This is a genomic window from Streptomyces prasinopilosus (assembly GCF_001419695.1).
Taxonomy (GTDB): domain Bacteria; phylum Actinomycetota; class Actinomycetes; order Streptomycetales; family Streptomycetaceae; genus Streptomyces; species Streptomyces prasinopilosus.
This window is the reverse complement of the sequence record NZ_LIRG01000351.1, coordinates 1-11,283: the sequence shown is the minus strand read 5'-3', so window position 1 is coordinate 11,283 and position 11,283 is coordinate 1. Positions and strand designations below refer to the sequence as shown.

12 protein-coding genes are annotated in these 11,283 nt (G+C 72.1%); 10 read left to right on the top strand and 2 right to left on the bottom strand.

The features are described from left to right. The first annotated feature begins 112 nt into the window (after positions 1-112). The 6 genes from AOK18_RS15785 (at position 113) to ccsB (ending at position 7,037) form a co-directional block, all read left to right on the top strand. Positions 113-1,219: a glutamate-1-semialdehyde 2,1-aminomutase gene (locus tag AOK18_RS15785; protein ID WP_338119118.1), complete on the top strand. Its 1,107-nt coding sequence runs from the start codon at positions 113-115 to the stop codon at positions 1,217-1,219. Next, a complete protein-coding gene (locus AOK18_RS15780) occupies positions 1,216-1,932 on the top strand; it encodes a histidine phosphatase family protein (RefSeq protein WP_055694769.1) in 717 nt (238 codons plus the stop codon). Before AOK18_RS15785 ends, AOK18_RS15780 begins: the two co-directional genes overlap by 4 nt. Positions 1,933-2,553: 621 nt before the next feature. Beyond that, positions 2,554-3,234, top strand: coding sequence for a TlpA family protein disulfide reductase (locus AOK18_RS15775; RefSeq protein ID WP_055694768.1), 681 nt, complete (start codon positions 2,554-2,556; stop codon positions 3,232-3,234). 1 nt (position 3,235) lies between these two features. After that, positions 3,236-4,051 carry a cytochrome c biogenesis CcdA family protein gene (locus tag AOK18_RS15770; RefSeq protein WP_420865616.1) on the top strand — a complete coding sequence of 272 codons (816 nt, stop codon included), beginning with the start codon at positions 3,236-3,238 and terminating at the stop codon, positions 4,049-4,051. 5 nt (positions 4,052-4,056) lie between these two features. Further along, a complete protein-coding gene (gene resB / locus AOK18_RS15765; protein ID WP_079105033.1) occupies positions 4,057-5,892 on the top strand; it encodes a cytochrome c biogenesis protein ResB in 1,836 nt (611 codons plus the stop codon). Continuing rightward, positions 5,889-7,037: a c-type cytochrome biogenesis protein CcsB gene (gene ccsB / locus AOK18_RS15760; RefSeq protein ID WP_055571032.1), complete on the top strand. Its 1,149-nt coding sequence runs from the start codon at positions 5,889-5,891 to the stop codon at positions 7,035-7,037. The genes resB and ccsB overlap by 4 nt, the downstream gene beginning before the upstream one ends. 46 nt (positions 7,038-7,083) lie before the next feature. Here ccsB and AOK18_RS15755 read toward each other — a convergent pair whose 3' ends face one another. Beyond that, the gene (locus AOK18_RS15755) at positions 7,084-7,836 is read right to left on the bottom strand and encodes a TioE family transcriptional regulator (protein WP_240503194.1); all 753 of its coding nucleotides are present in this window, start codon (positions 7,834-7,836) and stop codon (positions 7,084-7,086) included. Between the two features lie 186 nt (positions 7,837-8,022). On the opposite strand from AOK18_RS15755, the gene AOK18_RS15750 reads away from it, so the two are divergent. After that, positions 8,023-8,391, top strand: a complete 369-nt coding sequence (locus AOK18_RS15750) for a hypothetical protein (RefSeq protein WP_420865615.1) — start codon at positions 8,023-8,025, stop codon at positions 8,389-8,391. Positions 8,392-8,546: 155 nt separating this feature from the next. Here AOK18_RS15750 and AOK18_RS15745 read toward each other — a convergent pair whose 3' ends face one another. Beyond that, complete coding sequence (locus tag AOK18_RS15745) at positions 8,547-8,924, bottom strand: PLD nuclease N-terminal domain-containing protein (protein ID WP_074994270.1); 378 nt, start codon at positions 8,922-8,924, stop codon at positions 8,547-8,549. Positions 8,925-9,017: 93 nt separating this feature from the next. On the opposite strand from AOK18_RS15745, the gene AOK18_RS15740 reads away from it, so the two are divergent. The 3 genes from AOK18_RS15740 to AOK18_RS15730 all read left to right on the top strand — a co-directional run. After that, entirely contained in the window at positions 9,018-10,469 is a 1,452-nt protein-coding gene (locus tag AOK18_RS15740; RefSeq protein ID WP_055571034.1) for a menaquinone biosynthesis decarboxylase, read from the top strand. Continuing rightward, the gene (locus AOK18_RS15735; protein ID WP_055571035.1) at positions 10,466-10,954 is read left to right on the top strand and encodes a hypothetical protein; all 489 of its coding nucleotides are present in this window, start codon (positions 10,466-10,468) and stop codon (positions 10,952-10,954) included. Before AOK18_RS15740 ends, AOK18_RS15735 begins: the two co-directional genes overlap by 4 nt. Beyond that, positions 10,951-11,283: UbiA family prenyltransferase (locus AOK18_RS15730; RefSeq protein ID WP_420865614.1), on the top strand; the 333-nt coding region annotated here is incomplete at its 3' end. The genes AOK18_RS15735 and AOK18_RS15730, both read left to right, overlap by 4 nt.

Here is an 11,283-nt window from a genome sequence, read left to right as displayed (position 1 = left end):
CGTACTCCCGCCCGTCGGCGTCGGTCAGGTACGGGCCGGTGCCGGACACCATGAACCGGGGCGTGCCGCCGACGGGCGGGAGTACGTCGACCTCGTCTGCTCCTGGGGACCGATGATCCTCGGGCACGCGCACCCCGAGGTGGTCGCCGCCGTGCAGGACGCCGTCGCACGCGGCACCTCCTTCGGCACGCCCGGCGAGGGCGAGGTCGCGCTCGCCGAGGAGATGGTCGCCCGGATCGAGCCGCTGGAGCAGGTGCGGCTGGTGTCCAGCGGTACCGAGGCCACCATGTCGGCCATCCGGCTCGCCCGCGGCTTCACGCGGCGCGCCAAGGTGATCAAGTTCGCCGGGTGCTACCACGGCCACGTCGACGCGCTGCTCGCCGCCGCCGGATCGGGCGTCGCCACCTTCGCCCTGCCGGACACCCCCGGCGTCACCGGCGCCCAGGCCGGCGACACGATCGTCCTGCCCTACAACGACCTCGACGCCGTACGCGCCGCCTTCGCCGCGCACCCCGGCGAGATCGCCTGCGTGATCACCGAGGCGTCCCCGGGCAACATGGGCGTCGTGCCGCCGCTGCCCGGGTTCAACCAGGGGCTCAAGGACGCCTGCGCCGCGAACGGCGCGCTGTACATCTCCGACGAGGTCATGACCGGGTTCCGCACCAGCCGCGCCGGATGGTTCGGCGTCGACGGCGTGCGGCCCGACCTGATGACCTTCGGCAAGGTGATGGGCGGCGGCTTCCCGGCCGCGGCCTTCGGCGGCCGGGCCGACGTCATGGCCCACCTCGCCCCCGCCGGGCCCGTCTACCAGGCCGGCACCCTCTCCGGGAACCCCGTAGCCACCGCCGCCGGACTCGCCCAGCTGCGGCTGCTCGACGACGCCGCGTACGAGAAGGTCGACGCCGCCTCGGAGCGGATCCGGTCCCTCGTCACCGACGCGCTCACCAAGGAGGGCGTCGCGCACACGCTGCAGAACGCCTCCAACATGTTCTCCGTCTTCTTCACCGACCGGCCGGTGAGGAACTACGAGGACGCCAAGACGCAGGAGTCGTTCCGCTACACCGCCTTCTTCCACTCCCTCCTGGAGAGCGGCGTCTACCTGCCGCCCTCGTCCTTCGAGTCCTGGTTCGTGTCCACCGCGCACGACGACCGGGCCGTCCAGCGCATCGCCGACGCCCTCCCCGCGGCGGCCCGCGCGGCGGCGGAGGCGACGGCATGAGCGGCGGCACGGACAAGAGCACGGGCAACGGTGACCTCACCGTCGTCCACCTCATGCGGCACGGCGAGGTCCACAACCCGGAGGGCGTCCTCTACGGCCGGCTCCCCGGCTACCGGCTCTCCGAACTGGGCCGGCGGATGGCCAACCGGGTCGGCGAGCACCTCGCCTCCCGCGACATCGTCCACGTCGGCGCCTCCTCGCTGGAGCGGGCCCAGGAGACGGCCCAGCCCATCGCCAAGCCGCACGGTCTGGACGTCGCCACCGACGACCGGCTCCTCGAGGCGGAGAACGTCTTCCAGGGCAAGACCTTCGGCGTCGGCGACGGGGCGCTGCGCCGGCCCGAGAACTGGAAGCACCTCGTCAACCCGTTCAAGCCGTCCTGGGGCGAGCCGTACATCGCGCAGGTCGTCCGCATGATGGGCGCGCTCGACGCGGCGAAGGACGCGGCGCGCGGGCACGAGGCGGTGCTGGTCAGCCATCAGCTGCCGATCTGGATCGTGCGGTCCTACGTCGAGAAGCGGCGGCTGTGGCACGACCCGCGCAAGCGTCAGTGCACCCTCGCCTCGCTGACCACCTTCACCTACCTGGGCGACAAGATCGTCTCCGTCGGCTACAGCGAGCCGGCCCGCGACCTCGTCCCCGCCCACCTCCTCGCCGGCGCCAAGCCGGTGAAGGGCAAGGACGCCCCCCGGGGCAAGGCCTTCGGGGCCTAGGGCGTGTTCCGAAAGTCCCTCCTGCCCCGCGACGCCCGGCACGGCGCCTCGCCGCGTTGTCGGGATCGCCCGCGTACGCCCCGTACGCGGGCGACCCTCCGCCGTGCGATGCACCGCACCCGACGCCGCGGGGCCCGCCCTTCGGGCGGACGGCGCTCCTTTCGCAACACGCCCTAGCCTCCGGGACCCGGCGCGGCACGCCCGTCCGGGCCGCGCCGGGTGTGCCGTCCGGCACGTCGCGCGGGGGGAGGGAGAGGGCGGTGGCGTCCGCACGGCCTCCGTCCGGCAGTCCACCGGCCGGCTGGACGTGCGGAAGCCCGGGGTGCCGGAGCGGTCGCGCACCCCGGGGCCGGGCAGGAACCGGCCGGGGGCCGGAAGAACTCCCCGGACGGCTCCGACGGCTCCGACGGCTCCGGTGGTTCCGGCGGATCCGACGACTCCCGTGGTTCCGGTGGTTCCGGTGACACAGGCGGCCCCGCGGGTGCGGGTGCGGGTGCGGGTGCGGGCACGGGGACCGGGGCGGGCGCCGGCGCGGAGGTCGTGAGCGGCGCCTGATATGCGGGATTCCACCCACAAGGGGGGTGCCCGAGATCCCCGGAACGGACATGCGAAACTTTTCACATGAGTGCCGTCAGCCGTGCCCCCCAGCGCTCGAACAGCGCCACCGGCGTCCAGGACACCGGCGTCCGTGACCTCCACGCGCGCCCCCCGCGCCTCCGTGCCCGTCGCCGTGCCGTCGTGACCGCGGGCACCGCGGCGGCCGCCCTGCTGCTCACCGCGTGCGGTTCCGGCGGAGCGTCGGACGGGGGCGGCAACACCAACTTCGTCACCGGCACCGACGGCATCGCCACCGCCGACAAGGGCGAGCGCGCCACCGCGCCCGAGCTGTCCGGCAAGACCCTCGAGGGCGAGCCCCTCGACGTCGCCGACTTCCGGGGCAAGGTCGTCGTCCTCAACGTGTGGGGCTCCTGGTGCAACCCGTGCCGCGCGGAGGCCAAGTACTTCGCCAAGGTGTCCGAGGAGTACGCCGACCGGGGCGTGCAGTTCGTCGGCATCAACACCCGGGACAGCAGCGCCGGCTCGGCCCTCGCCTTCGAGAAGGACTTCGGCATCACCTACCCGAGCCTGTACGACCCCACGGGCAAGCTGATGCTCCGCTTCGAGAAGGGCACCCTGAACCCGCAGGCGATCCCCTCCACCCTGATCCTGGACCGGGACGGGGGGATCGCGGCCCGCTCGCTGACCGCGCTCAGCGAGGAGCGGCTGCTGAAGATGCTCGAGCCGGTCCTCGCGGAGAAGTGACGTGACCGTCCTCACCACGCTCGCGGCCGAGGCGGGCGCCCTCTCCGCCGGGACGGCGCACCTCGCCGCCGACCGGGTCTACAACGGCACGGTGCTCAACGGCGCCCTGCTGGTGGCGCTGCCCATCGCCCTGCTCGGCGGGCTCGTTTCCTTCTTCTCCCCCTGCGTGCTGCCGCTGGTCCCCGGCTACCTCTCCTACGTCACCGGGGTGTCCGGCACCGACCTGGCGGAGGCCCGGCGCGGCCGGATGGTCGCCGGCGCCTCGCTCTTCGTCCTCGGCTTCACCGTCGTGTTCGTCTCCGGCGGCGCCTTCTTCGGCTACTTCGGGCAGACGCTGCAGGAGCAGTCGGGCATCCTCACCAAGGTGCTCGGCGTCTTCATGATCCTCATGGGCGTCTTCTTCATGGGGATGATGCCCTGGCTGACGCAGCGCGAGTTCCGCTTCCACCGGCGTCCGGCGGCCGGCCTGGCCGGCGCACCCGTCCTCGGTGCCCTCTTCGGCATCGGCTGGACGCCCTGCATCGGCCCCACCCTCGCCTCCGTGCTGACGCTCTCCGCACAGCAGGAGAGCGCCGGACGCGGGGCCGTCCTGACCGTCGCGTACTGTCTGGGACTGGGTCTGCCCTTCGTCCTGGCGGCCGTGGCCTTCCGCAAGGCGCTCGGCGCCTTCGGCTGGGTCAAGCGGCACTACGTCTGGGTCATGCGGATCGGCGGCACGATGATGATCGTGACCGGCGTGCTGCTGCTCACCGGCGTGTGGGACAGCCTCGTGGTGGAGATGCAGACCTGGTCCAACGGCTTCACTGTGGGGATCTGACGGCGATGAGCACGACATCCGAAACCGACCCGGAGCGCACCCCGGCGGGACCCGGGGGCGCCGCGTCCGACGCGGCCGCCCGGGAGCGGGAACAGGACCGGGACCTGAGCGCGGCCGGCTCCCAGCTGTCCACCGCCCCCAAGGAGGACCTGCCGAACCTGCCCGCCCTGGGCGTCCTCGGCTGGGTCCGCTGGTTCTGGCGGCAGCTCACCTCCATGCGGGTCGCGCTGCTGCTGCTCCTGCTGCTGTCGCTCGCCGCGATCCCCGGCTCGCTCATCCCGCAGAACGGGGTCGACCGGACCCGGGTCGCCGATTTCCGCGAGCAGCACGAGTTCCTCGCCCCGATCTACGACAAGCTCGGCCTGTTCGACGTCTACAGCTCGGTGTGGTTCTCGGCGGTCTACATCCTGCTGTTCATCTCCCTCATCGGCTGCATCGCGCCCCGCACCTGGCAGTTCGTGGGCCAGCTGCGCGGCCGCCCGCCGGGCGCCCCCAAGCGCCTGACCCGGCTGCCCGCGTACACCACCTGGCGCACCGAGGCCGATCCCGGGCAGGTCCGCGAGGCGGCGCTCGCCCTGCTGCGCAGGCGCCGCTTCCGCGCCCACCTCGCCGGGGACGCCGTCGCCGCCGAGAAGGGCTACCTGCGCGAGGTCGGCAACCTCGCCTTCCACCTCGCCCTGATCGTGATGCTGATCGCCTTCGCCTGGGGACAGCTGTTCAAGTTCGAGGGCAACAAGCTGATCGTCGAGGGCCAGGGCTTCTCCAACGCGATCCCGCAGTACGACGACCGCAAGTACGGCAACCTCTTCTCCGTCGACGAGGACCTCGAACCGTTCAGCTTCGACCTGAAGGAATTCAAGGGCACCTACGAGCGCACCGGCCCCAACAGGGGCACTCCGCGCACCTACGAGGCCGACCTCACCTACAGCGAGGGCGCCTACGGCGAGGAGAAGAAGACCACCGTCAAGGTCAACGAGCCGCTGCGGATCGGCGACGCCAAGGTCTACCTCGTCAGCCACGGCTACGCGCCCGTGGTCACCGTCCGCGACGGCGACGGCAAGGTGGTCTTCAAGGACGCCGTGCCGCTGCTGCCGCTGGACTCCAACGTCACCTCCTCCGGTGTGGTCAAGGTCCTCGACGGCTACCGCAACGCCGAGGGCGAGCGGGAGCAGCTCGGCTTCAACGCCTTCTTCGTGCCGACCTTCGGGGGCTCGGAGAGCGGCACGATGCTCTCCCAGTTCCCGGGCCTCGACTATCCGGTGCTCGCCCTGTCCGCCTACCACGGCGACCTGAAGGCCGACTCGGGCATCCCGCAGAGCGTGTACCAGATGGACAAGACCAAGATGAAGGAGTTCAAGGACTCCGACGGCGAGCTGTTCAAGAAGATGCTGACGCCCGGCGAGACCATGACCCTCCCGGGCGGGGCGGGCACGGTCACCTTCGAGAAGGACGTCAAGGAGTGGGCCGGCTTCCAGATGGTCCAGGAGCCGGGCGGCGGCTGGGCCCTGGGCGGCGCCGTCGTCGCCATCGCCGGTCTGGCCGGCTCCCTGTTCATCCAGCGGCGCCGGGTGTGGGTGCGCGCGGTCGAGGGCCCCGACGGCGTCACCGTCGTCGAGATGGCCGGGCTCGGCCGCAGCGAGTCGGCCACCGTGCCCGAGGAACTCGGCGAGCTCGCCGGGATCCTCTACGACCGGGCCCCGGGCGTCCCGGAGCCCGAACCGTCCGCCGGGTCGTCCACATCGCCGGAGCCGTCCGAACCGTCCGGTTCGCCGGGTTCCCCCGATCCCTCCGATTCCCCCGATCCCCGAGCCGTACCTGCCGAAGGGGCTGAGAAGCCGTGACTCTCGCCGCCGCACCCGATCTGGTCACCGCCACGAGCCTGGCCGCCGCGCAGAACGAGAACCTCGCGGAGATCAGCAACGTCCTGATCTACTCCGCGATGGCGGTCTACACCTTGGCCTTCTTCGCGTACATCGCCGAATGGATCTTCGGCAGCCGCAGCAAGGTCGCCCGCACCGCCGCCGCGCTCACCCCCCGCGGGGAGGCCGCGAAGAAGGCCCCCGCCGTCACGGTGCGCAAGGAGGGCGGCACCGCCGTGCTGGAGCGGCCCAAGGTCGTCGTCCGGGCCGCGACCGGCACGCGGGACGTCCCCGACGGGCCGGGAGCCCACGGCGGGGACGAGCAGGGCGACCTCTTCGGGCGGGTCGCCGTCTCCCTGACCGTGCTCGCCTTCCTGGTCGAGTTCGGCGGTGTGCTCACCCGGGCGCTGTCCGTGCAGCGGGCGCCCTGGGGCAACATGTACGAGTTCAACATCACCTTCACCACGACCGCCGTCGGCGTGTACGTCCTGCTGCTGGCCCTGAAGAAGAACGTGCGCTGGCTCGGCCTGTTCCTGACCACCACGGTCCTCCTCGACCTCGGTCTGGCCGTCACCGTCCTGTACACCGAGAGCGACCAGCTGGTCCCCGCGCTCGACTCGTACTGGCTGTACATCCACGTCTCCACCGCGATCCTGTGCGGAGCGGTCTTCTACGTCGGCGCGGTCGGCACGATCCTGTACCTGTTCAAGGACTCCTACGAGAGCAAGCTCGCGCGCGGCGGCAGGCCCGGCGGCTTCGCCACCTCCGTCATGGAGCGGCTGCCCGCCTCCGCCTCGCTCGACAAGTTCGCCTACCGGGTCAACGCGGCCGTCTTCCCGCTGTGGACGTTCACGATCATCGCGGGCGCCATCTGGGCCGGCGACGCCTGGGGCCGCTACTGGGGCTGGGACCCCAAGGAGACCTGGTCCTTCATCACCTGGGTCGCCTACGCCTGCTACCTGCACGCCCGCGCCACCGCCGGCTGGAAGGGCCGCAAGGCCGCCTACCTGGCCCTGGCCGCCTTCGGCTGCTGGCTGTTCAACTACTACGGCGTGAACATCTTCGTCTCCGGCAAGCACTCCTACGCCGACGTCGGCATGAGCGCCCTCACCGCCATCGGCTTCTGAGCGGCGCCCCGAGGCACCGCCGGCGAAGGCCGGCCCCGCACCCCGGTCAACGGGGCCGGGGCCGGCCTTCGCCGTCCCCGGCGGGCTTCCCGTCACGTCCCCCGGCGGTGACCGAATCCAGGTAGGCGTGGAGGGCCCCCGCGCCCTCCAGCATCGCCCGCGTGCGCGCGGTGAGAGCCTCACCGCGCGCGGCGAGGGCCACCCGCAGTGCCTCGCTGCCGCCCTCCCGGCGCAGCCCGTCCAGCACCGGGCGGATCCGGTCGAACGGGTAGTGGCTGCCGCGCAGGGTGTGGACGAGCCGGGCGTCGCGGACGTCGGCCGGGTCGAACAGGCGGTACCCGGTGCCGCGTTCCCGCCGGGGCGCCAGCAGCCCGGCGGCCTCCCACACCCGCAGCGCCGACGTCCGTACGCCCAGCAGTCCGGCCACCTCCCCGATGCGCAGCGCGGGGCGGGACGACACGGGGGGCCCGGCACCGGCCGACGCCCGCAGGGCCTCGTCCGCGGCGCGCAGCGCCATCCGCTCCCCGTGCAGCGCGGCGTGCGCGGCGTCGACCAGCGCCAGCGCACCCGGCACGTCCTCGCCGTGCACCCGCCGCATCACCGGTGTCGCGGTCACCGGCCCGTACCCCCTCAGCAGCGCCCGGAACGCCAGCAGCGCCTGCCGGTGCGCCTCCTCGAACACCCGGTACCCGGACTCCGTCCGCACGGCGGGCGGCAGCACCCCGGACTCCTCGTAGTTCCGGATCTGCTGCGTCGACACCCCGGCCAGCCGGGCCAGGTCGACGGACCGCAACCGCACCCACCCCCCTCGCTCGTTCCTTCCCGCCTCCGAGCATGCCCTCACTCGAGTGGGTGGACATCACCGCCGGAACCGGATCCTGAGCCCTCGTCCTCCTACGCTCGACCCACCCGGGCCGTCACCACGCAGCGGCCCGTACCGCAACCGCCGAACGACGGTCGCCCGGCCCTGATCCGAACGGACCCCGTGGTCAGCACGGCACTGCGGGACGCCCCCGAAGACATCGCGGACCCCCTCGTCGAATTCACCGCACAAGGGCTGGGCAACCGCCCGGCCGAGCACCTCTGGAGGAATCTGGTGGCCGTGGACCTCTCCTTCTACAAGTCCTCCCTCTCCGAGGAGATCCGGGACGAAGGCCGTGCGCAAGGGCTTGAGCAGGGGCACCTGCAGCGGGCGGCCGAAGACGTGCTGCTCGTCCTCGAGCAGCGCGGTCTCGAGGTCACCGACGAGGTGCGCGGGCGGATCACCGGATGCGGTGACGCGGAGCTCCTCCGGGCCTGGCTCGCCCGGGCGGTCGTCGTGCCGGAGGCCGAGGACGTCTTCGAAGGCGAGTGACCCCGGCCCCCACGGATGCGGGCCGCGGCTCGCCCCCGACGGCGTGCGGTCCGCCCGCCCGCCCGACGGGGGACGGGAGGCCGGCGGTGCGGCGGTCGGGCGGCCGGCCGCCGGCGAAGCGATAGGGCCGGGCCGGCTCCCCCCGGTCCCGTTCCTCAGTCGGTCTCGGGCTTCTCGTCCCGTTCCCTGTCCTTGTCCTTGCTCGGGTCCGGATCCGGGTCGGTGGTCTTCCTCCCGGGCCCGTTCCTCTCCTCGCCGAGGGACTTCAGGAAGTCGGGGTTGTCGTCCGGGGCCACCCACTGCTGCCGGCCGCCGCCCCGGCTCCAGGCGGAGCCGGCGCCGGTGCCCGCGGGGTGCCGCTTCTTGCCGGCGATGATCCACGAGATCGAACCGACGAGCGGGAACAGCAGCACGAGGATCGCCCACAGCGGCTTGGGCATGTGACGGATGTCCTCGTCCTTCGTGCTGATGCAGTCGATGAACGCGTAGACGCTCAGGGCGAGGGGGACGAGGAACATCAGCACCCTGAGCATGGGCCTCTCCAGAGAAGGGTTCGTCGGGGGCCTCGGTACGGTCACGGCCCCCAGGTACAGGGCAAGGGTAGCCGCTCGGGGATACTTGACCCCATGGCTTACGACGATCTTCGCTCCCTGCTCAGGGCTCTGGACCGCGAGGGCGACCTCAAGCGCGTCAAGGCCGAGGTCGACCCGTACCTCGAGGTCGGTGAGATCGTCGACCGGGTGCAGAAGGCAGGCGGTCCCGCACTGCTCTTCGAGAACGTGCGCGGCTCGAGCATGCCCCTCGCGATGAACGTGTACGGCACCGACCGCCGGCTGCTGAAGGCGCTCGGCCTGAAGTCGTACACCGAGATCAGCGAGAAGATCGGCGGACTGCTCAAGCCCGAACTGCCGAACGGCTTCGTGGGCGTGCGCGAGGCGTTCGGCAAGCTCGGCTCGATGACCCACGTACCGCCGAAGAAGGTGAAGGACGCCCCCGTGCACGAGGTCGTCCTCCAGGGCGACGACGTGGACCTCGAACAGCTCCCCGCCCTGTTCACCTGGCCCAAGGACGGCGGCTCCTTCTTCAACCTGGGCCTCACCCACACCAAGCACCCCGAGACGGGCATCCGCAACCTCGGCCTGTACCGGCTCCAGCGCCACGACAAGCGCACCATCGGCATGCACTGGCAGATCCACAAGGACAGCCGCAACCACTACCAGGTGGCCGCCCGGCGCGGTGAGCGGCTGCCGGTCGCCATCGCCTTCGGCTGCCCGCCCGCCGTGACGTACGCCTCCACCGCCCCCCTCCCCGGCGACATCGACGAGTACCTCTTCGCCGGGTTCCTGCAGGGCAAGCGGATCGAGATGGTCGACTGCAAGACGGTCCCGCTCCAGGTGCCGGCGCACGCCGAGGTCGTCATCGAGGGCTGGCTGGAGCCGGGCGAGATGCTGCCCGAGGGGCCCTTCGGCGACCACACCGGGTTCTACACCCCGCAGGAACCGTTCCCCGCCCTGAAGATCGACTGCGTCACCATGCGCAGGCGCCCGCTGCTCCAGTCGATCGTCGTCGGCCGCCCGCCGACCGAGGACGGGCCCCTGGGCCGCGCGACGGAACGCTTCTTCCTGCCCCTCCTCAAGATCATCGTCCCGGACATCGTGGACTACCACCTCCCCGAGGCCGGCGGCTTCCACAACTGCGCGATCGTCTCGATCGACAAGAAGTACCCCAAGCACGCGCAGAAGGTGATGCACGCGGTCTGGGGCGCCCACATGATGTCGCTGACCAAGCTGATCGTGGTCGTCGACTCCGACTGCGACGTCCACGACCTGCACGAAGTCGCCTGGCGGGCCCTCGGCAACACCGACTACGCCCGCGACCTCAGCATCGTCGAGGGCCCGGTCGACCACCTCGACCACTCCTCCTACCAGCAGTTCTGGGGAGGCAAGGCCGGCATCGACGCGACGAAGAAGTGGCCCGAGGAGGGCTACACGCGCGACGGCGGCTGGCCCGACATGGTCGAGTCCGACCCCGGCACGGCCGCGCTGGTCGACCGCCGCTGGAAGGAGTACGGGCTGTGAGCCCCGCCGGCGCGGGCGGCCCGGCCCTCTTCATCGGCACCGGCACCGACTACGTGGCCCTCGTGCGCCCCGAGCTGGACCCGGCCGATCCCGGAGTCCGGCAGGCCGCCGAGCAGGCCGGCGTCCCGCCGGAGGAGTTCGCGGGCGCCGGGGACACCTGGGCGGTCCTGGCCGAGCACGAGGGCGAGGGCGGCGGCTTCGAGCTGCCCGGGGTGCGCGACACGGAACCCGCCGACTTCGCCGAGCGGCTGCGCGCCGAGCTGGCCGCCGCGACGGGCGGGCCGTTCACGGTCGACGGCGGCGCGCTGCTGCGGCTGGACGCCCGCCCGGCCGGCGCGGACGCCTACGCCTTCACCGCGCACGTCACCCCGCCCGACGACCCGTCCGACGAGGACGCCGGGACACCGCTGACCGTGGAGACGGGCCCGCTGCCCGTCGCCGGCCTCCTGGCCGACCTCGACGCGTTCCTCGGGAGCCTCGCATGATGACCACCGCCGACGGGATCGTGGACTCGGGCGCGGCACCGCGGCCGACCGGCAGGGTCAAGGCCTTCCTGCGCCTGGTGATGATCGAGCACTCCGTGTTCGCGCTGCCCTTCGCCTACATCGCCGCCCTCACCGCGATGTACGAGTGGGACGGCACCATCCACTGGGGCGAGCTGCTCCTGGTCACGGTCGCCATGGTCGGCCTGCGCACCTTCGCGATGGCCGCCAACCGGATCATCGACCGCGAGATCGACGCCCGCAACCCGCGCACCGCCCACCGCGAGCTGGTCACCGGCGCGATGTCGGTCAAGCACGCGTGGACCGGCGCG

Bases quoted from the DNA above. Each gene is read 5' to 3' on its own strand.
- AOK18_RS15785 (WP_338119118.1), top strand. From the start codon at position 113: ATGATCCTCGGGCACGCGCACCCCGAGGTGGTCGCCGCCGTGCAGGAC.
- AOK18_RS15740 (WP_055571034.1), top strand. From the start codon at position 9,018: ATGGCTTACGACGATCTTCGCTCCCTGCTCAGGGCTCTGGACCGCGAG.
- AOK18_RS15780 (WP_055694769.1), top strand. From the start codon at position 1,216: ATGAGCGGCGGCACGGACAAGAGCACGGGCAACGGTGACCTCACCGTC.
- AOK18_RS15745 (WP_074994270.1), bottom strand. From the start codon at position 8,924: ATGCTCAGGGTGCTGATGTTCCTCGTCCCCCTCGCCCTGAGCGTCTAC.
- AOK18_RS15775 (WP_055694768.1), top strand. From the start codon at position 2,554: ATGAGTGCCGTCAGCCGTGCCCCCCAGCGCTCGAACAGCGCCACCGGC.
- resB (WP_079105033.1), top strand. From the start codon at position 4,057: ATGAGCACGACATCCGAAACCGACCCGGAGCGCACCCCGGCGGGACCC.